This is a genomic window from Pseudomonas alkylphenolica (genome assembly GCF_000746525.1).
In the GTDB taxonomy this organism is placed as follows: Bacteria; Pseudomonadota; Gammaproteobacteria; order Pseudomonadales; family Pseudomonadaceae; genus Aquipseudomonas; species Aquipseudomonas alkylphenolica.
The window spans coordinates 1,046,485-1,068,930 of sequence record NZ_CP009048.1 but is presented as its reverse complement, the minus strand read 5'-3'; the positions used below and the strand labels follow the sequence as shown (position 1 = coordinate 1,068,930).

Here is a 22,446-nt window from a genome sequence, read left to right as displayed (position 1 = left end):
AAGGTCTGCCCAGACTAGCTGCGTTTCATGACAATCCGGCGCTGGCCCAGGCCTTGGCCAGGCGCTTGGCCCTGGCGGCGCTGGCGATCTCCAGCAATCCCTGGTCACGCTGCCACAGCGTCGCCCACTCGCCGGAACTGTTGCTCAAAGCCTGGTTGATTTCGTCCTTGAGCGCGGTGAACTGGGCAAACAGGCCGCCGAGCAGCAAATGACACGCCGTGGAGTCGGCACATTGCCGACTGCCTTCGGCGCAGCCACCGAGCAAACCGATCAGGCGCAACTGCAGGCCCTGGGGCCAGGCGTTGTCCTGACCGACGCCATACAACCAGGCACACAAGGCGCTGAGCACGTAAAGGTCTTCAAGGGTGCGGAACGGTTTGACGTAGGCATCCCAGCCATCGCCGGCCAAACGCTCGCACAGCGCCTGGTCCAGGTGCAGGCGGGCATGAGCGACTTCCGGCATCAGCGGCAAGGCCGGCAATGGCTCCAGCCGCACGCCGGGTTCACCGGGATAGACCACCGCCAGACTCACTTGCGGCGCCTCACCCGCAGGCTCACTGCGCGCGGCCACCAACAGCCAGTCGGCATCCAGCCCGGCGGTGACGAAATCCTTGCTGCCGGTCAGGCGCAGGTCATCCAGGCGCACCTGCATGTCGGCCGGGCGCACGCTGCGCCGCTCACTGGCGCACAAGGCGCCAATACTGGCCGGGGCACTCGGCCAGAGCATGCGCAAGGCCGCCTGGTAGCCAAGCAGAAACGCCAGCCCCGGGGTCGGCATGGCGCGCCCGCCGAGTACCGCCAGCTCGAACGGGCTGACCGTGTCCAGACGCGCCAGCAGACTGCTGTAGGTCTCGCCCAGATCACCTGAGAGGGGATGCCGCTGTGGGTCGTTGAGTCGTTGCAGCCAGACCATCGCCGTGCTCCTTGAGGGCTGTCATACAAGCATCACCAAAGATTCATGGGGGTGACACCGCGTCTACCTAGGCTGAGCTTGCACAACAAAGTCGACCGGCCGCAACCCCATGGCTGGCTTATGGAGACTCGTAATGACTCGGATCGCTCGCTCTAGCGACAACAGCACTGAACGCCGTCTGCAAGCCGAACGCCTGGTCGGGCCAAGCGCCCTGCAGGAAGCACAGGCCCTTCGTTTCAGCGTCTTCAGCGGTGAGTTCAAGGCCAAGCTCAAAGGTGCCGAGCTGGGCCTGGACATGGATGACTACGACATTCACTGCCGTCACATCGGCGTGCGCGACCTCAATAGCGGTCGTCTGGTCGCCACCACACGCCTGCTCGACCACCAGGCCGCCAGCAGCCTGGGGCGTTTCTACAGTGAAGAAGAGTTCAGCCTGCATGGCCTTGGCCATCTGCAGGGGCCGATCCTCGAACTGGGGCGCACCTGTGTCGACCCGGCCTACCGCAATGGCGGCACCATCGCCGTGCTCTGGGCGGAACTGGCCGAAGTGCTCAATGAAGGGCGCTACAGCTACCTGATGGGCTGCGCCAGCATTCCCATGCAGGACGGCGGCGTCCAGGCCCACGCGATCATGCAACGCCTACGCGAACGCTACCTGTGCACCGAACACCTACGTGCCGAACCGAAAAAGCCGCTGCCGAGCCTGGCCCTGCCCGGCAATGTCATCGCCGAAATGCCGCCGCTGCTCAAAGCCTACATGCGCCTGGGCGCGAAAATCTGCGGCGAGCCGTGCTGGGATGAAGACTTCCAGGTCGCCGACGTGTTCATCCTGCTCAAGCGCGACGAACTCTGCCCGCGCTACGCCCGCCACTTCAAGGCGGCGGTCTGATGCGGGGCCTGCGCGTCTTCGCACGCGTCCTGCGGGTAGTACTGGTGGTGCTGCTCGGCTTGGGCATGGCGGCATTGTTCAGCCTGTATGAACGCCTGCATATTCCAGCCTCGGCCGAGCGCCGTCAGCGCTGGTCGCAACTGTTCATGCGCCAGCTGAGCAACGCCCTGCCCTTCAAGGTCCGGGTGCTTGGCCAGGTGCCGCAACAACCGATGCTGTGGGTCAGCAACCATGTGTCCTGGACCGACATTCCGCTGCTGGGCATGCTCACCCCCTTGTCGTTCCTGTCCAAGGCCGAAGTGCGCAGCTGGCCGGTGGCCGGCTGGCTGGCACTCAAGGCCGGCACGCTGTTCATCCGCCGTGGCGGCAACGACAGTCAGTTACTGCGCAAACAGATCAGCCAGCACCTGCAACAGGCCGGCGCGTTGTTGATCTTTCCGGAAGGCACCACCACCGATGGCCGCAGCCTGCGCACTTTCCACGGTCGCCTGCTGGCCAGCGCCATCGATACCCAGGTGCCGCTGCAACCGGTGGCCGTGCGTTACCTGCGCGATGGCCAGGCCGATGCAATCGCGCCGTTCATTGGTGACGACGACCTGCTCTCGCACTTGATGCGGCTGTTTGCCAATGACTGTGCTGAAGTGGAAATCAAGCTGTTGCGGCCGATCCCAAGTGCTGGCGAAGAACGCGCAGCCCTGGCGTTCAAGGCCCAGCAAGCCATTCAGGTGGCGCTGTTTGGCGCCGAGCAGCCGCTTGCTCAACCACAACGCCGGGCAAAAGCCGCCTAAACCCGAGCCAGGGCCTTGCCGGCGAAGGCCTGCAGCTCGGGATAAAAGCTGCGAAAGTCATCCATCAATGGCGCATACAGCGCATCGACCAGCTCGAGGGCGCCGTCCATCCCTTCGGGGCGTGACAAGCGCCTGGCGATGCCACGGAACACCTGCTCCAGCACCGCAAAATCACGGTACGAAGCCAACCAGTCATCTGCCGCCATAGACGGTGCGATCTGCGCCAGTCGGCCAGGCAGGTCCGCCTGCGCCGCCAGCACCTGATAGACCCGACCGGTGAACTGCTCCAGGGGCTGTTCGGCATAGTCCTGCCAATGGGCCGCCAAGCAATGGTCGAAAAACACATCGAGGATGATCCCAGCATAGCGCCGCCGCTCCCGGGGGAAACGCCCGAGAGACTGCAGCACCAGCGGATGACTGTCAGTGAATACATCGATCTGCCGGTGCAGGCGGATCGCCGCTTCCAGCGGCAAGGGATAACGCCCGGCCAACGGCCCTTTGACGAAATCCCCATAGAGGCTGCCAAGCAGTTGCTCGGGTTGTTGTCCGCCCAGATGAAGGTGTGCGAGGTAGTTCATTCGTGCAGTCTAGCACTGGCCCCGCCCATATCGTTATAACCCGATATAGCGATTTACGCTGATCCAAGAACATCTTCATATTTGTATATCGCGAAATACCGATTTATATTTCGCTCCATCGCGATATACCGCTACACAACCATGAGCCCAACCATGCCTCTCGATCTCGACGAAATAATAAAAGCCCTGGCCCACCCAGTACGGCGAGAAATCCTCAACTGGCTGAAAGACCCGGACGTGCAATTCCCTGACCAGCACCACAGCACCGAACACGGTGTCTGCGCCGGGCAGATCGACCAACGCTGCGGCCTGTCGCAGTCCACGGTCTCGGCCCACCTGGCCACCTTGCAGCGCGCGGGGCTGATCAGCAGCCAGAAGATCGGACAGTGGCATTTTTTCAAACGCAATGAGGAAACCATCCAGGCCTTCCTCAAGCAGATGAGCCAAGAGCTCTGACAAGGACCTTGCAATGCCCCTTTCGCTAATCATCCTGGCGCTCAGCGCCTTCGCCATCGGCACCACCGAGTTCGTCATCATGGGCCTGCTGCCCGATGTCGCGGCGGACCTCGGTGTGTCGATCCCCGGCGCTGGCTGGCTGGTCACCGGCTACGCCCTGGGCGTGGCCATCGGTGCGCCGTTCATGGCCCTGGCCACCTCAAAGCTGCCGCGCAAAGCAGCCCTGATCGCGCTGATGGGCGTGTTCATCGTCGGCAACCTGCTGTGTGCGGTGGCCAGCGACTACAACCTGCTGATGTTCGCCCGGGTGGTCACCGCCCTGTGTCACGGCGCCTTCTTCGGCATCGGTTCGGTGGTTGCCGCCAGCCTGGTACCGGCCAATCGCCGCGCTTCGGCGGTGGCCCTGATGTTCACCGGCCTGACCCTGGCCAACGTGCTCGGTGTACCGCTGGGCACCGCGCTGGGTCAGGAGTACGGCTGGCGCTCGACCTTCTGGGCAGTGACGGTGATCGGTGTCATCGCCTTGATCGGCCTGATCCGTTTCCTGCCGTTTCGCCATGACGAGGAAAAACTCGACATGCGCGCCGAACTGGCGGCGCTCAAGGGTGCTGGAATCTGGCTGTCGCTGTCGATGACCGTGCTGTTCTCGGCCTCGATGTTTGCCCTGTTCACCTACGTCGCACCGCTGCTTGGCGATGTCACCGGTGTTTCGCCGCGGGGCGTGACCTGGACCCTGCTGTTGATCGGCGTCGGCCTGACCCTGGGCAACATCGTTGGCGGCAAGCTGGCCGACAAGCGCCTGGGCGCCACCCTGGTGGGTGTGTTCGCCAGCATGGCGGTGGTCTCCACCGTACTGAGCTGGACCAGCGTTGCCCTGATCCCCGCCGAGATCACCCTGTTCCTCTGGGCCACGGCCGCCTTTGCCGCGGTACCGGCCCTGCAAGTCAACGTGGTGACCTTCGGCAAGGCTGCTCCGAACCTGGTGTCGACCCTGAACATCGGTGCTTTCAACCTGGGTAACGCCCTCGGCGCCTGGGTCGGCGGCACGGTCATCGCGCAAGGACTGGGCCTGACCCGCGTTCCACTGGCCGCCGCTGCACTGGCCGTGCTGGCCCTGATCGTCACCCTGATTACCTTCAGCCAGCGCGGCAACAACGCCGAACTGGCACCTGCCACTCACTGATCAGCCTTGAGGTTTATATGACGACTATTTTCGATCCGATCACCCTCGGCGACCTCGAATTGCCGAACCGCATCATCATGGCTCCGCTGACCCGCTGCCGTGCCGATGAAGGCCGGGTACCCAACGCGTTGATGGCCGAGTACTACGTGCAACGTGCCAGCGCCGGCCTGATCCTCAGCGAGGCCACTTCGGTGACGCCAATGGGCGTCGGTTATCCGGACACCCCGGGTATCTGGTCCGATGACCAGGTGCGTGGCTGGACCAACGTCACCAAGGCCATCCATGGCGCCGGCGGGCGGATCTTCCTGCAGCTGTGGCATGTCGGGCGCATCTCGCATCCGCTCTACCTCAACGGAGAAACCCCGGTGGCACCGAGCGCGATCCAGCCTAAAGGCCACGTCAGCCTGGTCCGCCCACTGGCTGACTACCCGACGCCACGGGCCCTGGAAACGGAAGAAATCGCCGATATCGTCGAGGCCTACCGCACCGGTGCCGAGAACGCCAAGGCCGCAGGTTTTGATGGTGTCGAAGTGCATGCCGCGAACGGCTACCTGCTCGATCAGTTCCTGCAGAGCAGCACCAACCAGCGCAGCGACCAGTACGGTGGTTCGCTGGAAAACCGTGCCCGGCTGCTGCTGGAAGTGACCGATGCGGTGATCGACGTGTGGGGCGCGCAACGCGTGGGCGTACACCTGGCGCCACGTGCCGACTCCCATGACATGGGAGACGCCAATCGCGCCGAAACCTTTACTTATGTGGCCCGTGAACTGGGCAAGCGCGGGATTGCCTTTATCTGCTCGCGGGAGAAGGAAGCTGACGACAGCATCGGGCCGTTGATCAAGGAAGCCTTCGCTGGCCCTTACATCGTCAACGAGCGCTTCACCAAGGCCAGTGCCAACGCTTCGCTGGCCAACGGCCGGGCGGATGCGGTGGCCTTCGGTGTGCCGTTCATCGCCAACCCGGACCTGCCGGCCCGCCTGGCAGCGGATGCGCCGTTGAACGACGCGCGTCCTGAGACCTTCTATAGCAAAGGGCCGGTCGGTTATATCGACTATCCGCGGATGTAAAAAGCATCGCGGGGCAAGCCCGCTCCCACAGGAGATTTAATTAACCTGTGGGAGCGGGCTTGCCCCGCGATGATCAAGGCCGCGCATTGATCTGCTGTTGCAGGTTCTGCACTTGGCTTTGCAAGGTATTGAGACTACGCGTCATCTGCCGGCGAAACGCATCGAACTCGGCAACCGAAGCACCACTGGCCGCAGGTGCCGCCGGACGATTCTCCTGCTCGCTCTTGAGCACCAGCAGATCCTGCTCCAGGCGCTCGATGGCCGCACTCGGATTGCCCTGTTTCTTCAACGCGGCAACCTCGCCAGTTAGGCTGTTGATCTGGGTGTCGAGCTTGCCGCCGTCCACCTGAGCCGCCTTCAAGGCCGCCAGTTCGCTGTTCACCGCTTTCAGTTGGGTCTGCAATTCAGCTTGCAGCTTGGCAGTCGCCGCCTGCTCTTCAGTGGCCTGCGCCAATACTTGCTCCAAACGCTTGCCCAGATCCCCCGCCTGCCCGGCAACACCCTGTTGCTGCTTGCTCTGCTCGACAAGGTTGGCCTGTAGCTGTTTGATCTGCAGTTTCAAGGCTTCGCTACCGCTGTTGACGCTAGACTCGCTGGCATCGACCTTGCCACTGATAGCCTGCAGGCGTCCCGCGGCTTCTTCGCTGATCCGGGCAAAACTCTCCTGGGTCGCTACCAGCTGCTGCTCCATCAACGACACCTGCTGAAAGCTCCACCAGCCAAGCCCGGCCAGGGCAATGAAAGACGCCCCCAACAGCGCCCACAATGGCCCGGTGCTGGCCGCCCGCGGGGCCTTGCGCGCGCCACCGGCAGTCAGGCCAGCGCCTGGCGGCAAGGGGTCAAAGTCATCGTCATCCCGGGTACCGGCACGCAGAGTCGGGACATTGTCGAAATCGTCTTGAGCATCGTTACGCATGAGAGCCTTCAACCGCAGTAATAGCAAATGGGCACTAGTATAAACCGCTTACACCGCGCACTGATCGACCGCAAACCCGCTTGCCGGTTCACTGTCGCAGGTCTTGAGCCTTCCACCAGCCACAGAACTCGTCCAGCGCGGTCCACAGGCTGACCGTTGGCCGGTAGTCCAATAGCTGCCGGGCACGGTTGATGTCCAGGGTGAAATCCTTGCTCATCACCTGCATACCCAGGCGCGACAAGGTCGGCTGTGGGCGCCCAGGCCAAAGCATGCAGGCGCCCTCGTTGAGCGCCGCCAGGCTGTAGGCCAGGCCAAACGAGCGGTAACGGGTGACTTGCGGCAACTGCATCTGGCGCATCACATAGTTGACCACATCCCACAACGGCAGCGGATGACCGTTACTGATGTTGTAGGCCTGGCCCAGCGCCTGCTCATCGGCGAACAACGCGCTCAGCAGCGCCTCGTTGAGATTCTGCACACTGGTGAAATCGACCTTGTTCAGACCGTTGCCGATAATGGCCAGGCGGCGCTTGCGTTGCATCTGCAACAAACGCGGGAAAATACTGACGTCACCGGCCCCGGTGACAAAGCGCGGGCGCAAGGCCAGAACTTCGAGGCCGAACTCCTGAGCACCGAAGACTTTCTGTTCGGCCAGGTACTTGGTGGCCCCGTAGTGATCATAAAAGCGCCGCGGTACCTGCTCTTCATGGATGTTCTGCTGTGAACGCCCGTTGAAGTAGATCGACGGCGACGACAGGTGCACCAGGCGCCGTACATGCTCTTTAAGGCACGCCTCGACCACATTTTCAGTGACCACCACATTGCCCTGGTAGAAGTCCTGGTAGCGCCCCCAGTTACCCACGGCCCCGGCGCAGTGCACCACGGCATCGACGCCCTGGCACAGGCGTCTGGCCAGTTCCGCGTCGCCAAGGTCGCCGGGGATGAACTGGGCCCCGCGCCGCACCAGGTGCTCGACCCCTTCGGCGCGCCGGCCGTTGACCCGAACCTCAAGGCCCTGCTCCAGGGCAAAGCGCGCAAAGCGCCCGCCAATGAAGCCGCTTGCGCCGGTGACCAGAATTCGCATGTACCACTCCGCCTTACCAATTTTCAGATGCTGCTGACGCTGCCAGACCTTACAACGGCACTAGCCACTGCCGGGCGGTCTGATGCAGGTGTTCGGTCAATTGCCCGAGCAGTTGTCCGCCATTACGCCAATGATGCCAGTACAAAGGCACGTCGATGGGTTTATCCGCTGAAATTTCTACCAGACACCCGCTGGCCAGTTGCTCACGCACCTGCAGCTCCGGCACCAGTCCCCAGCCCAGACCGGCCTCGGTCATACGCAAAAAGCCCTCGGAAGAGGGGCACAGGTGATGTAGGAAGCCGTCTTCGATACCCAGTGATGCCAGGTAGCGATGCTGGAGAAAATCATCCGGGCCGAACACCAGTGCCGGCGTGCGCGGCAAACGCCTGGCATCAAAGCCTTCGGCAAAGTAACGGGCCATGAACGCCGGGCTGGCCAGGGCACGGTAACGCATGGCCCCTAACAGTATGCTGCGCGCACCGGCGACCGGACGTTCGCTACCACACAGGCACGCCGCCACCTCACCCGCCCGCATACGCTTGAGACCGACCTCCTGATCCTCGACCACCAGGTCCAGCAAAACCTGTTGGTCGGCGCAAAACCTACCGACCGCCCCTGCCCACCAGGTGGCGAGGCTGTCGGCGTTGAGGGCGATGCGCAACCGTTCGGGCATGCCCTCCTCGTCCAGCGCCGGCACCTGGCTTTGCAGGTCGCGTTCCAGCAGCCGCACCTGCTGTACATGGTTGAGCAGACGCCGGCCGACATCCGTCGGGGTGGGCGGATTGGCGCGTATCAGTACCGGTTGCCCAACCCGCGCCTCGAGCAGCTTGATGCGTTGCGAAATCGCCGATTGCGACAACCCCAGCACCTGCGCCGCACGTTCGAAACCGGCCTGTTCGATGACCGCGGCGAGGGCGGCAAGCAGTTTGTAGTCGAACATTATTTTTCCTAATGCCAGATCAGGTTTATTTGTTTTTCTTATACAGATTCACCCCCCAGAATCGCCAGCATCTTTTTTTGGTTTTATCCGCCAGCGTCCTGCTGGTGTCTGTGGAGTGTCCCCTATGTGGCAAAGCTACCTGAACGGCCTGTTGGTCGCCTTCGGCCTGATCATGGCGATCGGCACCCAGAACGCATTCGTCCTGGCGCAAAGCCTGCGCCGTGAACATCATTTGCCGGTAGCCGCACTTTGTGTGTTTTGCGATGCCATCCTGGTGGCGGCCGGGGTATTCGGCCTGGCCTCGGTGCTGGCGCAAAACCCGACCTTGCTGGCGGTGGCACGCTGGGGCGGCGCGGTGTTCCTGATCTGGTACGGCAGCAAGGCGTTGCTGCGCGCCTGTTCGCAACAGAGCCTGCAACAGGGTGAAGGCCAGGGCCTGCGCTCGCGCCGGGCGGTGCTGCTCAGCGCCCTGGCGGTGACCCTGCTCAATCCCCATGTGTATCTGGACACGGTGTTGCTGATCGGCTCGCTGGGTGCCCAGCAGACCGAGCCCGGTGCCTACGTGGCCGGTGCGGCCAGCGCCTCGCTGCTGTGGTTCTTCACCCTCGCCCTCGGCGCCGCCTGGCTTGCGCCCTGGCTGGCACGCCCCGGCACCTGGCGTCTGCTCGACCTGATGGTGGCGGTAATGATGTTCGCCGTGGCGGCGCAGCTGATCTTCACCTGAGCACCGCTGGTCTGGCGCTGGCGAAGGCTCTGGAACCTCTTTCCCGTACACTTGTTGCGTGGTTAAGCACAGGGCCGGGTGCTATGATCCAGCCCTTGCGTCGCAAAGAGTACAAACTCCCCGACGCACACCGGCCGCCCGTGATCGGCCTTGCGCTCACCGCAACAGACCTGATTAGGAGAATCACCATGGCTTTTGAATTGCCGCCGCTGCCTTACCCACACGACGCCCTGCAGCCGCACATTTCCAAGGAAACCTTGGAGTACCACCACGACAAGCACCACAACACCTATGTCGTGAACCTGAACAACCTGGTGCCAGGCACCGAGTTTGAAGGCAAAACTCTGGAAGAGATCGTCAAGTCTTCTTCGGGCGGTATCTTCAACAACGCCGCTCAGGTCTGGAACCACACCTTCTACTGGAACTGCCTGGCGCCAAACGCCGGTGGCCAGCCTACCGGCGCCCTGGCTGATGCCATCAACGCTGCGTTCGGCTCCTTCGACAAGTTCAAGGAAGAGTTCACCAAGACTTCCGTCGGCACCTTCGGTTCCGGCTGGGGCTGGCTGGTGAAAAAGGCTGACGGCTCCCTGGCCCTGGCCAGCACCATCGGCGCCGGCTGCCCGCTGACCAGCGGCGACACCCCGCTGCTGACCTGCGACGTCTGGGAACACGCCTACTACATCGACTACCGCAACCTGCGTCCAAAATACGTCGAGGCGTTCTGGAACCTGGTCAACTGGAAGTTCGTTGCCGAGCAGTTCGAAGGCAAGACCTTCACCGCTTAAGCAATTGTGGGAGCGAGCTTGCCTCGCGATGCGATTTGTCTGACAAAACGCAATCGCGGGGCAAGCCCGCTCCCACCGCTAGCAAAAAGACCCGGCTTGTCCGGGTTTTTTTTCGCCTGTCTCACGCGGTCCGGCTCTTGCCCGAAACTGATACCGCGCTAACATCAAACCTTGGGAAGTTTGCTTCCAGGATTAAAGTCGCAAGGCCGGGCAACCGATACAGTGATAGCAGCAATACCATCTCCTCGCGGGTGGGGTATGTTCTGTCAACGGCCGATAGTGGATTGCCAAGAATGATGGCAAAATGATGCCATGCGCATGGATTAAGGAAACCCCATTGAAGCTGGAACTCAAGAACAGCTTATCGGTCAAGTTGCTCAGGGTCGTACTGCTCTCGGCACTGGTGGTTGGTGTCGTTCTCAGTTGTGCGCAGATCGTCTTTGATGCCTACAAGACTCGCCAGGCAGTGGCCAATGACGCCCAGCGAATCCTCGACATGTTCCGCGACCCTTCCACCCAGGCGGTCTATAGCCTGGACAAGGAAATGGGCATGCAGGTCATGGAAGGGTTGTTCCAGGACGAATCGGTGCGCATGGCCTCCATCGGCCATCCCAACGAAACCATGCTCGCCGAGAAATCCCGGCCATTGCAGGAGTCGAGCACGCGCTGGTTGACCGACCTGATCCTCGGCCAGGAGCGCACCTTCAACACTCAACTGGTCGGCCGTGGTCCCTACAGCGAGTATTACGGCGACTTGAGCATCACCCTCGACACGGCGTCCTATGGCGCAGGTTTTCTGGTCAATTCGGTGATCATCTTTATTTCCGGGGTTCTGCGCGCCCTGGCCATGGGCCTGGTGCTGTACCTGGTCTATCACTGGATGTTGACCAAGCCGCTGTCGAAGATCATTGAACACCTTACCCAGATCAATCCCGACCGCCCCAGCCAGCACCAGTTGCCGTTGATCAAGGGCCACGAGCGCAACGAACTGGGCGTGTGGGTCAATACCGCCAACCAGTTGCTGGCATCGATCGAGCGCAATACACACTTGCGTCACGAAGCCGAAAACAGCCTGCAGCGCATGGCCCAGTACGACTTCCTGACCGGCCTGCCCAATCGTCAGCAACTGCAACAGCAACTGGACAAGATCCTGGTCGATGCCGGTCGCCTGCAGCGCCGGGTCGCGGTGCTGTGCGTCGGCCTTGACGACTTCAAGGGTATCAACGAGCAATTCAGTTACCAGGCCGGCGATCAATTGCTGCTGGCCCTGGCCGATCGCCTGCGCGCTCACAGTGGACGGCTCGGCGCCCTGGCGCGCCTGGGCGGCGATCAGTTCGCCCTGGTCCAGGCCGATATCGAGCAACCGTACGAAGCGGCGGAACTGGCCCAGAGCATTCTCGACGACCTGGAAGCCCCCTTCGCCCTCGACCACCAGGAAATCCGCCTGCGCGCCACCATCGGCATCACCTTGTTCCCGGAAGACGGCGACAGCACCGAAAAGCTGCTGCAAAAAGCCGAGCAGACCATGACCCTGGCCAAGACCCGCTCGCGCAACCGCTACCAGTTCTACATCGCCAGCGTCGACAGCGAGATGCGCCGCCGCCGCGAGCTGGAAAAAGACCTGCGCGAAGCCCTGCCGCGCAATCAGCTGTACCTGGTCTACCAGCCACAGATCAGCTACCGCGACCACCGTGTGGTCGGTGTCGAAGCGTTGCTGCGCTGGCAGCATCCGGAACTGGGCATGGTCCCGCCGGACCAGTTCATCCCCCTGGCCGAACAGAATGGCAACATCATTGCCATCGGCGAATGGGTGCTCGACCAGGCCTGCCGGCAACTGCGCGAATGGCACGACCAGGGTTTCAGCGAACTACGCATGGCGGTCAACCTGTCGACCGTGCAGCTGCACCACAACGAACTGCCACGGGTGGTCAACAACCTGCTGCAGATCTACCGTCTGCCGCCGCGTAGCCTGGAACTGGAGGTGACCGAAACCGGCCTGATGGAAGACATCAGCACCGCCGCCCAGCACCTGCTGAGCCTGCGCCGGTCCGGCGCAATGATCGCCATTGACGACTTCGGTACCGGCTATTCCTCGCTCAGTTACCTGAAATCACTGCCGCTGGACAAGATCAAGATCGACAAGAGCTTTGTCCAGGACCTGCTCGATGACGACGACGATGCGACCATCGTTCGCGCCATCATCCAGCTGGGCAAGAGCCTGGGCATGCAGGTTATCGCCGAAGGCGTGGAAACCGCAGAGCAGGAGGCCTACATCATCGCCCAGGGCTGCCATGAAGGTCAGGGTTACCACTACAGCAAACCGCTACCGGCGCGTGAGCTGACGGTGTTCCTCAAGCAAGCGCAACGCAATCAGGTTTCGATTCTCTAAACCCCTGAAGACATTGAACGAAGCGGTGAAAGCACGCATTTGAATATTTACGTGCCTGCCTCTTTACACAAAATGCAAATCTTTCGCATTATGTTGCAGCTTTGCGTACCCCGGTACGCCTGCCCAACCTCTCGACGCAGGAATTCACCATGATTCGTATGCCTCTGGCCACCGCCAGTCTGTTGGCCATTGCCATCTCTCTCGCCGGTTGCGGCGACGACAAGGACAAGGCCGCCGCACCGCAAGCCCAGGCTCCGGCTACCAGCGCAGCAGCCCCGGCTGCGGCTACCAGCGCAGCAGCCCCGGCTGCGGCAGGCGCCGTCGACGAGGCCGCTGCCAAGGCGGTGGTCAAGCATTACGCCGACATGGTTCACGCCGTCTACAGCGACTCGCTGAGCACCGCCAAGACCCTGCAGACCGCTATCGACGCGTTCCTCGCCAAACCCAACGACGAAACCCTGAAGGCTGCCAAGGCTGCCTGGGTTGCCTCTCGCGTACCTTACCTGCAGAGCGAAGTGTTCCGCTTCGGCAATACCATCGTCGACGACTGGGAAGGTCAGGTGAACGCCTGGCCGCTGGACGAAGGCCTGATCGACTACGTCGACGCCAGCTACGAGCACGCCCTGGGCAACCCAGGTGCTGCGGCCAACATCATCGCCAACACCGAGATCCAGGTCGGCGAAGACAAGATCGACGTCAAGCAAATCACCCCGGAAAAACTCGCCAGCCTGAATGAGCTGGGCGGTTCCGAAGCCAACGTCGCCACCGGCTACCACGCCATCGAATTCCTGCTCTGGGGCCAGGACCTCAACGGCACCGGCCCAGGCGCTGGCGCCCGCCCAGCGTCTGACTACCTGGAAGGCAAAGGTGCCACTGGCGGCCACAACGAACGTCGCCGTGCCTACCTCAAGGCTGTGACCCAGTTGCTGGTCAAAGACCTCGAGGACATGGTCGGCAACTGGGCACCAAACGTCGCCACCAACTATCGCGCCACGCTTGAAGCCGAGCCTGTGACCGATGGCCTGCGCAAAATGCTGTTCGGCATGGGCAGCCTGTCGCTGGGTGAACTGGCGGGTGAGCGCATGAAGGTTTCCCTGGAAGCCAACTCGCCTGAAGACGAGCACGACTGCTTCAGCGACAACACCCACTACTCGCACTTCTACGACGCCAAGGGCATCCGCAACGTCTACCTCGGCGAGTACACCCGTCCTGACGGTACCAAGCTGACCGGCCCGAGCCTGTCGTCGCTGGTGGCCAAGATCGATCCGGCCACCGACGCAACCCTCAAGGCCGACCTTGAAGCCACTGAAGCGAAGATCCAGGTCATTGTCGACCACGCGCAAAAAGGCGAGCACTACGACCAGCTGATCGCTGCCGACAACACCGCCGGCAACCAGATCGTGCGTGACGCCATCGCTTCGCTGGTCAAGCAGACCGGTGCGATCGAACAGGCTGCCGGCAAGCTGGGCATTGCCAACCTGAACCCGGATACTGCTGATCACGAATTCTGATTCAGCGGCTGGGCCAGAAAAGGGCGACCTGCGGGTCGCCTTTTTTTATGCGTCAATTTATCGCGAGGCAAGCCCGCTCCCACCGATCTGGTGCCATCCCAGTGGGAGCGGGCTTGCCCCGCGATCAGCAGCCGCAAACAGATTTCATCTAGCAAACGCAAATCCCTCTTATTCCATGATCCTGAGCCTGCTAAGCTTGCACGCCGGTTTTTTGCTCAAGCTCAGGATTCTTGATGTCTTCGTTGCTGCTCCGTCTCAGCCCCTTGCTTCTGGCCATGACCCTGGTCGCCTGTGACGACGCCCCGCGTTTCACCCAGGCGGAACCTGGCGAAGCCTTCGCCGGTGGCAAGACGACGGTCAACAAGCGCGACCAGAACGCCTATTCCATGCCCTCGGCCAACCTCGCGCCGAGCCGCCGCCTGGACTTCAGTGTCGGCAACAGTTTCTTTCGCAATCCTTGGGTGATCGCCCCGGCGACCACCACCGCCCGCGATGGCCTGGGGCCGCTGTTCAACGCCAACGCCTGCCAGAACTGCCATATCAAGGATGGCCGTGGCCATCCGCCCGGCCCCAGCGCCAAACATGCCGTGTCGATGATCGTGCGCCTGTCGATTCCTGACCAACCGCACTACGCCAAAGTCATCGAGCAACTGGGCATCGTGCCCGAGCCGGTCTATGGCGGTCAGTTCCAGGACATGGCCGTACCCGGCGTCACCCCCGAAGGCAAAGTCCGTGTCGAGTACACGCCGGTGCCGGTGACCTTCAAGGACGGCACCCAGGTCGAGCTGCGCCAGCCAACGCTGCAGATCAGCCAGCTCGGTTACGGTCCGATGCACCCCGATACACGCTTTTCCGCCCGCGTTGCCCCGCCGATGATCGGCCTGGGCCTGCTTGAAGCCATCCCCGAAGCGGCGATTCTGGCCAATGCCGATCCCGACGACCGCAACGGCGACGGCATCCGTGGCCGGCCCAACCAGGTCTGGGACGATGCCCTGGGCAAAACCGTCCTTGGCCGTTTCGGCTGGAAGGCCGGACAGCCGAACATCAACCAGCAGAACGTGCATGCGTTTTCCGGCGACATGGGCCTGACCAGCAGCCTGCGGCCGATGGACGACTGCACCCCGGCACAGGTCGACTGTCTGAAAGCCCCTAATGGCAACGGTGCCAATGGCGAGCAAGAAGTCAGTGACAACATTGCCCGCCTGGTGCTGTTCTACGCCCGCAACCTGGCGGTACCGATCCGCCAGGACGTCGACTCGCCCCAGGTGCTGGCCGGCAAGAACCTGTTCCACCAGGCCGGCTGCCAGAGCTGCCACACCCCAAGTTTCACCACGGCCGCCGACGCTGCCGAGCCGGAGCTGGCCAACCAGCTGATCCGCCCGTACAGCGACTTGCTGTTGCACGACATGGGCCCGGGCCTTGCCGACAACCGCAGCGAGTTCGCCGCCAGCGGCCAGGACTGGCGCACCCCACCGCTGTGGGGCATCGGCCTGGCCCAGACCGTCAGCGCGCAAGCCGGATTTCTTCACGATGGCCGCGCCCGCAACCTGCTTGAAGCCGTGCTCTGGCACGGTGGCGAAGCCGAAGCGGCCAGGCAGCACGTCTTGACCTTCAATGCCGAGCAACGCACCGCGTTGCTGGCGTTCCTGAATTCACTTTAAGAGAGAGGAGCCGGGCATGTTCCGTCCTAAACTGTTGTTCACCAGCCTTGCCGCCCTCGCCCTCGGCGCCTGCTCGCCGCAGGACCCGCAGGCAGTGACCTCCGCCGCCATTGCCAAGCAGGTGATCCTGCCGACCTACAGCCGCTGGGTCGAAGCCGACCGCCAGCTGGCCGTCAGCGCCCTGGCCTACTGCGAAGGCAAGGCCGACCTGGCAACCGCCCGCGCCGATTTCCTGCATGCACAAAAAGCCTGGGCCGAACTGCAACCGCTGCTGATCGGCCCGCTGGCTGAAGGCAACCGCGCCTGGCAGGTACAGTTCTGGCCAGACAAGAAGAACCTGGTCGGCCGTCAGGTCGAGCAACTGGTCAGCGCCGACAAGCCGATCGATGCCGCGAGCCTGGCCAGGTCCAGCGTGGTGGTGCGCGGTCTGTCCGCCTACGAGTACATCCTCTTCGACAGCAAGCCAGACGTCGCCAGCGCCGAGCAGAAAGCCCGTTACTGCCCACTGCTGGTGGCCATCGGCGAGCACCAGAAAGCCCTGGCCGAAGACATCCTCAAAGGCTGGAACAACACCGACGGCATGCTTGCGCAGATGACCAAGTTCCCCAACCAGCGCTACGCCGACTCCCACGAGGCGATCGCCGATTTGCTGCGGGCCCAGGTCACTGCCCTCGATACCCTGAAGAAAAAACTTGGCGCACCCATGGGCCGCCTGAGCAAAGGTATCCCGCAGCCGCTGCAGGCCGAAGCCTGGCGTAGCCATTCCTCGCTGAAAAGCCTGGAAGCCAGCCTGACCGCAGCGCAAACCGTCTGGGTCGGTGTCGACAACCAGGGCCTGCGCGGCCTGCTGGGCAAAGACCAGAAAGCCCTGGCCGACAAGATCGACGCGGCCTACGCCAATGCCCTCAAGCTGCTGAGCGCCAATCAGAAGCCGCTGGGCGAACTGCTCGATGACGAAGCCGGACGCCAGCAGCTCAACGACATCTACGACAGCCTCAACGTCGTCCACCGCCTGCACGAAGGCGAGCTGGCCAAGGCGCTGGGCATTCAGCTGGGCTTCAATGCCAACGACGGTGACTGATCATGTTGCGACGCCAGGCTCTCAAACTCGGTAGCGTCCTGCTTAGCGCCCTGACCCTGGGCGGCTGGACCCTGTTCCGCGGCAAGGACAGCGGCCCCCTGCTGCTTTCGGCGCGCGACGACAGCGACGGTAAACATTACGCCGTCGGCTATCGCCTGGACGGCACCCAGGTGTTCGCCACCGAAGTGGCCCAGCGTTGCCACGACATCATCAACCACCCCGAGCAGCCGCTTGCCCTGTTCGTTGCCCGGCGCCCCGGTACCGAGAGTTACCTGATCGACCTGCGCGATGGTCGTTTGCTGCAGACCATCGCCTCGCAGCCGAACCGGCACTTCTATGGACACGCGGTGATCCACAAGAGCGGCGAATGGCTGTACGCCACCGAGAACGACACCACCGATCCCGGCCGTGGCGTACTCGGTGTGTACCGCTTCGATGGCGAGCGCCTGGTTCATAGCGGCGAGATTTCCACCCACGGCATCGGCCCGCATCAGGTGTCGTGGATGCCTGATGGCGAAACCCTGGTGGTTGCCAATGGCGGCATTCGCACCGAGGCCGAGAGTCGCGTCGAGATGAACCTCGACGCCATGCAGCCAAGCCTGGTGCTGATGCAGCGCGACGGTACGCTGCTGAGCAAGGAAGTCTTGCCGCAGCAGATGAACAGCGTGCGCCATCTGGCGATTGCCAGCGATGGCACCATCGTCGCCGGGCAACAGTTCATGGGCAGCGGCGATGAAACCGCCGAACTGCTGGCGATCAAACGGCCCGGCCAGGCCTTCCAGGCCTTTCCTGTACCCGAACAGCAATTGCAGTCGATGGCCAACTACACCGCCAGCGTGGCCATTCATAGCGAATTGCGCCTGGTCGCCCTGACCGCGCCACGGGCCAATCGCCTGTTCATCTGGGACCTGGATAGCGCGCAAGTGCGCCTGGATGCGCCGATGCCCGACTGCGCCGGCGTCGGTGCGGTGGCCGATGGTTTTGTCGTCACCTCCGGCCAGGGGCGTTGCCGTCTCTATGATTGCCGCAACAGCGAATTGATCGGCCAGCCCCTGCAACTGCCCTCCGGTCTGTGGGACAACCACCTGCACCTGGCCTGACGGCCTCACCTGATAAATAGCCGGGAACACAGGGTTCCCTGACCCGGTCAAACGAGTAATATTCGGCTACAGCGCACGTGGGCAGGATCGCCCGCAGTCGTGCCAAACGAACAATAAATCGTATCCAAGGAACTGGACTATGCTGCGCCGCCGCATGCTCATCATGTTAGGTGTTGTTTTGCTGCTCGTGCTGATTCTGGGGGGCTACAAGGCGTTCTCCATCTATCAGCAGGTCCAGATGTTCTCGGCCCCCAAACCACCGATCAGCGTGGCGGCGGCCGAGTCCAGCGAGCGCGCCTGGCAAAATCGCCTGCCCGCAGTCGGCAGTCTCACAGCCTTGCAGGGCGTCGACCTGCGGCTGGAAACCGACGGTACGGTGAAAACCCTGCAGTTCGAGTCCGGGCAGAAGGTCAGCAAGGGCCAACCCCTGCTGCAACTGGACAGCGATGTCGAGACCGCCTTGCTCGGTACCGCCCTGGCCGACCTCGGCCTTGCCCAGGTGGACTTCAATCGCGGCAGCCAGCTGGTCGGCAGCCAGGCGATTTCCCGTGGTGAGTTCGACCGTCTGAGCGCGCAATACAAGCGCAACAAGGCAGTGGTTGATCAGCTCAAGGCTGCCCTGGCCAAGAAAAGTATCAGCGCGCCCTTCAGTGGCACCATCGGCATCCGCCAGGTGGACGTCGGCGACTACCTGGCCAGCGGCACGGTGATCGCCACGCTGCAGGACCTGAGCAGCCTGTATGTCGACTTCTTTGTCGCCGAACAGGCAGTGCCCAAACTGAGCATCGGCCAGCAGGTGCTGGTCAGTGTCGCCGCCTATCCGCAACAGACCTTCCCCGGCACCATCAGCGCCATCAACCCCAAAGTCGAAGACAGCACCCGCAACGTACAGGTACGCGCCACCCTGGCCAATCCTGATGGCAAGCTGTTGCCCGGGATGTTCAGCAGCTTGCAGATCCTGCTGCCAAGCCCGCAACCCCAGGTGGTGGTGCCGGAGAGTGCGGTGACCTACACCCTTTACGGCAACTCGGTGTACGTCGCCGTGCCGAAAAAGACCGAAGACGGCCAGGTAATGAAAAACGCCGAGGGTCAGCCAGAGCTGATCGCCGAACGCCGTTTTGTCGACACCGGCGAGCGCCGCGATGGCCTGGTGGTAATCAGCAAGGGGCTCAAGGCCGGTGAGCAGGTGGTGACCGCAGGCCAACTGAAACTGACCCAGGGTGCGTCAATCAGCATCAGCCCGGACAAGACCCTGCAAGCCCCAGAGAACAACCACCAGTCGCGCGCCAACTGATCGAGGATGCGTCATGGCTTTTACCGATCCGTTCATCCGCCGTCCGGTGCTGGCCAGCGTGGTCAGCCTGTTGATCGTGCTGCTGGGCTTTCAGGCCTGGAGCAAACTGCCGATCCGTCAGTACCCGCAGATGGAAAACGCCCTGATCACGGTAACCACCGCCTACCCCGGGGCCAACGCCGAAACCATCCAGGGCTACATCACCCAACCCATGCAGCAGAGCCTGGCGAGTGCCGAAGGCATCGACTACATGACCTCGGTGAGCCGGCAGAATTTTTCCGTGATCTCGATCTATGCGCGGATCGGTGCCGACAGCGACCGGCTGTTCACCGAACTGCTGGCCAAGGCCAACGAGGTCAAGAACAAGCTGCCGCAAGACGCCGAAGACCCGGTGCTGAGCAAGGAAGCCGCCGACGCTTCGGCGCTGATGTACATCAGCTTCTACAGCAGCGAATTGAGCAATCCGCAGATCACCGACTACCTGTCGCGGGTGATCCAGCCCAAACTGGCCACCCTGCCCGGCATGGCCGAAGCGGAGATCCTCGGCAACCAGCTGTTTGCCATGCGCCTGTGGATCGACCCGGTGAAACTCGCCGGCTACGGCCTGAGCGCCAATGAGGTGACCGCCGCGGTACGCCGCTACAACTTCCTTTCGGCAGCCGGCGAGGTCAAGGGCGAGTACATCGTCACCAGCATCAACGCCACCACCGAACTGAAATCCGCCGAGGCCTTCGCCAACATCCCGCTCAAGACCAGCGGCGACAGCCGGGTGCTGCTCGGCGACGTGGCACGGGTCGAGATGGGCGCGGAAAACTACGACACCGTCAGTTCTTTCGATGGCACCCCTTCGGTCTACATCGGTATCAAGGCCACGCCCGGCGCCAACCCGCTGGATGTGATCAAGGAGGTGCGCAAACTGCTGCCCGACCTGCGAAGCCAGTTGCCGCCCAACCTCAAGGCCTCCATCGCTTACGACGCCACTTTGTTTATCCAGGCGTCTATCGATGAGGTGGTGAAGACTCTGGTCGAAGCGGTGTTGATCGTCATCGTCGTGGTCTTCCTGTTCCTCGGTGCCTTGCGCTCAGTACTGATCCCGGTGATCACCATTCCGTTGTCGATGATCGGCGTACTGTTCTTCATGCAACTGATGGGCTACTCGCTCAACCTGCTGACCTTGCTGGCGATGGTCCTGGCCATCGGCCTGGTGGTGGACGATGCCATTGTGGTGGTGGAAAACATCCACCGCCATATCGAAGAAGGCAAGACGCCGTTCGAAGCGGCGCTGGAAGGCGCCAGGGAGATCGCCATGCCGGTGGTGTCGATGACCATCACCCTGGCCGCGGTATATGCCCCCATCGGCTTTCTCGAGGGCCTGACCGGCGCGCTGTTCAAGGAGTTCGCCCTGACTCTGGCCGGGGCAGTGATCATTTCCGGCATCGTCGCCCTGACCCTGTCACCGATGATGTGTGCCCTGCTGCTGCGCCATGACCCGAACCCCAGCGGCCTGGCCCACCGCCTCGACATGCTGTTCGAAGGCCTCAAGGTGCGCTACCAGAAACTCTTGCACGGCACCCTCAACACCCGGCCGGTGGTGCTGGTGTTCGCGGTGATCGTGCTGTGCCTGATCCCGGTATTCCTGATGTTCACCAAGAGCGAACTGGCCCCGGATGAAGACCAGGGCGTGATTTTCATGATGGCCACGGCGCCGCAGCCGACCAACCTCGACTACCTGAGCGCCTACACCGACGAATTCGTCGACATCTTCAAGGCGTTTCCCGAGTACTACTCCTCGTTCCAGATCAACGGTTTCAACGGCGTGCAGTCGGGTATCGGCGGCTTCCTGCTCAAGCCCTGGGACGAGCGTGAGCGCACCCAGATGGAACTGCTGCCGCTGGTGCAAAGCAAACTCGAAGGCATCGCCGGCCTGCAGATCTTCGGCTTCAACCTGCCCTCATTGCCGGGCACCGGTGAGGGCCTGCCGTTCCAGTTCGTGATCAACACCGCCAACGACTACGCGTCCCTGCTGGAAGTGGCCGAACGGGTCAAGGAACGCGCCCAGGCCTCAGGCAAGTTTGCCTTCCTCGACATTGACCTGGCCTTCGACAAACCCGAGGTGGTGGTCGACATCGATCGAGCCAAGGCTGCGCAGATGGGGGTGTCCATGGATGCCCTCGGTGGCACCCTGGCGACCCTGCTCGGCGAAGCGGAAATCAATCGCTTCACTATCGAAGGCCGCAGTTACAAAGTCATTGCCCAGGTCGAACGACCGTATCGCGACAACCCCGACTGGCTGAGCAATTACTACGTGAAAAACCAGCAAGGGCAGATGCTGCCGCTGGCGACCCTGATCACCATCAGCGACCGCGCCAGACCGCGTCAGCTCAACCAGTTCCAGCAACTGAACGCCGCCATGATCCAGGGTGTGCCGATGGTCAGCATGGGAGAGGCGCTGGAGACCGTGCGCAACATCGCCCGCGAGGAAGCGCCACAAGGCTACGCCTTCGACTATGCCGGTGTCGCGCGGCAGTTCGTCCAGGAAGGCAGTGCACTATGGGTGACCTTCGGCCTGGCCCTGGCGATCATCTTTCTGGTGCTGGCAGCGCAGTTCGAGAGCTTTCGCGATCCACTGGTGATCCTGGTGACCGTGCCGCTGTCGATCTGTGGAGCGCTGATTCCGCTGTTCCTCGGTATTTCGAGCATGAACATCTACACCCAGGTCGGCCTGGTGACGCTGATTGGCCTGATCAGCAAGCACGGCATTCTTGTTGTCGAATTCGCCAATCAGTTGCGCCTGCAAAAGGGCTTGAGCGCCCGCGAGGCGGTGGAGGAAGCCGCAGCGATCCGCCTGCGGCCGGTGTTGATGACCACCGCGGCGATGGTGTTCGGCATGGTACCGCTGATTCTGGCCAGCGGCGCCGGGGCGGTGAGTCGCTTTGACATCGGTACGGTGATTGCCACCGGCATGTCCGTGGGCACTCTGTTCACCCTGTTCGTCCTGCCGTGTGTCTATACCCTGCTGGCACGAAAAGATGCGCCTGAGCCGGTGGGAGCGGGCTTGCCCCGCGATGCGATGTGACTGTCAACCTG

Annotated in this window: 19 protein-coding genes; 14 read left to right on the top strand and 5 right to left on the bottom strand. The window is 62.4% G+C overall.

The genetic code is table 11. From position 1 onward, the window contains the following. Positions 1-25 precede the first annotated feature (25 nt). A complete protein-coding gene (locus PSAKL28_RS05005; RefSeq protein WP_038607356.1) occupies positions 26-913 on the bottom strand; it encodes an acyl-CoA dehydrogenase middle domain-containing protein in 888 nt (295 codons plus the stop codon). Positions 914-1,046: 133 nt separating this feature from the next. On the opposite strand from PSAKL28_RS05005, the gene olsB reads away from it, so the two are divergent. Continuing rightward, the gene (olsB, locus tag PSAKL28_RS05000; protein WP_038607354.1) at positions 1,047-1,802 is read left to right on the top strand and encodes an L-ornithine N(alpha)-acyltransferase; all 756 of its coding nucleotides are present in this window, start codon (positions 1,047-1,049) and stop codon (positions 1,800-1,802) included. Next, entirely contained in the window at positions 1,802-2,590 is a 789-nt protein-coding gene (locus tag PSAKL28_RS04995) for a lysophospholipid acyltransferase family protein (RefSeq protein WP_038607351.1), read from the top strand. Before olsB ends, PSAKL28_RS04995 begins: the two co-directional genes overlap by 1 nt. Here PSAKL28_RS04995 and PSAKL28_RS04990 read toward each other — a convergent pair. Then, entirely contained in the window at positions 2,587-3,168 is a 582-nt protein-coding gene (locus PSAKL28_RS04990) for an acyl carrier protein phosphodiesterase (protein ID WP_038607348.1), read from the bottom strand. The genes PSAKL28_RS04995 and PSAKL28_RS04990 overlap by 4 nt on opposite strands. Positions 3,169-3,321: 153 nt before the next feature. Between PSAKL28_RS04990 and PSAKL28_RS04985 the strand changes: the two genes are divergently transcribed. The 3 genes from PSAKL28_RS04985 to PSAKL28_RS04975 are packed head-to-tail and all read left to right on the top strand — an operon-like array spanning position 3,322 to position 5,874. Continuing rightward, positions 3,322-3,624 (top strand): ArsR/SmtB family transcription factor, encoded by a 303-nt coding sequence (locus tag PSAKL28_RS04985; RefSeq protein ID WP_038607345.1) that lies wholly within the window; start codon positions 3,322-3,324, stop codon positions 3,622-3,624. A 13-nt stretch (positions 3,625-3,637) separates the two neighbouring features. Continuing rightward, a complete protein-coding gene (locus PSAKL28_RS04980) occupies positions 3,638-4,807 on the top strand; it encodes an MFS transporter (RefSeq protein ID WP_038607342.1) in 1,170 nt (389 codons plus the stop codon). Positions 4,808-4,824: 17 nt separating this feature from the next. Then, positions 4,825-5,874, top strand: a complete 1,050-nt coding sequence (locus PSAKL28_RS04975) for an alkene reductase (RefSeq protein ID WP_038607339.1) — start codon at positions 4,825-4,827, stop codon at positions 5,872-5,874. A gap of 73 nt (positions 5,875-5,947) precedes the next feature. Here PSAKL28_RS04975 and PSAKL28_RS04970 read toward each other — a convergent pair whose 3' ends face one another. The 3 genes from PSAKL28_RS04970 to PSAKL28_RS04960 all read right to left on the bottom strand — a co-directional run bounded on the left by PSAKL28_RS04970 (position 5,948) and on the right by PSAKL28_RS04960 (position 8,814). After that, a complete protein-coding gene (locus PSAKL28_RS04970; RefSeq protein WP_038607336.1) occupies positions 5,948-6,790 on the bottom strand; it encodes a hypothetical protein in 843 nt (280 codons plus the stop codon). Between the two features lie 88 nt (positions 6,791-6,878). Then, entirely contained in the window at positions 6,879-7,874 is a 996-nt protein-coding gene (locus tag PSAKL28_RS04965; RefSeq protein ID WP_038607334.1) for an NAD-dependent epimerase/dehydratase family protein, read from the bottom strand. Between the two features lie 49 nt (positions 7,875-7,923). Next, positions 7,924-8,814, bottom strand: a complete 891-nt coding sequence (locus tag PSAKL28_RS04960) for a LysR family transcriptional regulator ArgP (RefSeq protein ID WP_038607331.1) — start codon at positions 8,812-8,814, stop codon at positions 7,924-7,926. A 124-nt stretch (positions 8,815-8,938) separates the two neighbouring features. On the opposite strand from PSAKL28_RS04960, the gene PSAKL28_RS04955 reads away from it, so the two are divergent. From PSAKL28_RS04955 to PSAKL28_RS04915, 9 genes are all read left to right on the top strand, one after another. After that, positions 8,939-9,538, top strand: coding sequence for a LysE/ArgO family amino acid transporter (locus PSAKL28_RS04955; protein ID WP_038607328.1), 600 nt, complete (start codon positions 8,939-8,941; stop codon positions 9,536-9,538). A 188-nt stretch (positions 9,539-9,726) separates the two neighbouring features. Beyond that, complete coding sequence (locus tag PSAKL28_RS04950) at positions 9,727-10,323, top strand: superoxide dismutase (protein WP_038607326.1); 597 nt, start codon at positions 9,727-9,729, stop codon at positions 10,321-10,323. A gap of 337 nt (positions 10,324-10,660) precedes the next feature. Continuing rightward, entirely contained in the window at positions 10,661-12,712 is a 2,052-nt protein-coding gene (locus PSAKL28_RS04945) for a putative bifunctional diguanylate cyclase/phosphodiesterase (protein ID WP_038607324.1), read from the top strand. A gap of 149 nt (positions 12,713-12,861) precedes the next feature. Beyond that, the gene (locus PSAKL28_RS04940) at positions 12,862-14,223 is read left to right on the top strand and encodes an imelysin family protein (protein WP_038607321.1); all 1,362 of its coding nucleotides are present in this window, start codon (positions 12,862-12,864) and stop codon (positions 14,221-14,223) included. Between the two features lie 233 nt (positions 14,224-14,456). Then, positions 14,457-15,884: a di-heme oxidoreductase family protein gene (locus PSAKL28_RS04935; protein WP_038607320.1), complete on the top strand. Its 1,428-nt coding sequence runs from the start codon at positions 14,457-14,459 to the stop codon at positions 15,882-15,884. 16 nt (positions 15,885-15,900) lie between these two features. Further along, on the top strand, positions 15,901-16,965 hold the full coding sequence (locus tag PSAKL28_RS04930; protein WP_038607318.1) for an imelysin family protein: 1,065 nt from the start codon (positions 15,901-15,903) through the stop codon (positions 16,963-16,965). Between the two features lie 2 nt (positions 16,966-16,967). Then, positions 16,968-18,065 (top strand): DUF1513 domain-containing protein, encoded by a 1,098-nt coding sequence (locus tag PSAKL28_RS04925; RefSeq protein WP_038607316.1) that lies wholly within the window; start codon positions 16,968-16,970, stop codon positions 18,063-18,065. Positions 18,066-18,204: 139 nt separating this feature from the next. Then, the gene (locus PSAKL28_RS04920) at positions 18,205-19,359 is read left to right on the top strand and encodes an efflux RND transporter periplasmic adaptor subunit (protein ID WP_038607313.1); all 1,155 of its coding nucleotides are present in this window, start codon (positions 18,205-18,207) and stop codon (positions 19,357-19,359) included. Positions 19,360-19,372: 13 nt separating this feature from the next. After that, on the top strand, positions 19,373-22,435 hold the full coding sequence (locus PSAKL28_RS04915; RefSeq protein WP_038607311.1) for a multidrug efflux RND transporter permease subunit: 3,063 nt from the start codon (positions 19,373-19,375) through the stop codon (positions 22,433-22,435). The last annotated feature ends 11 nt before the right edge of the window (positions 22,436-22,446 follow it).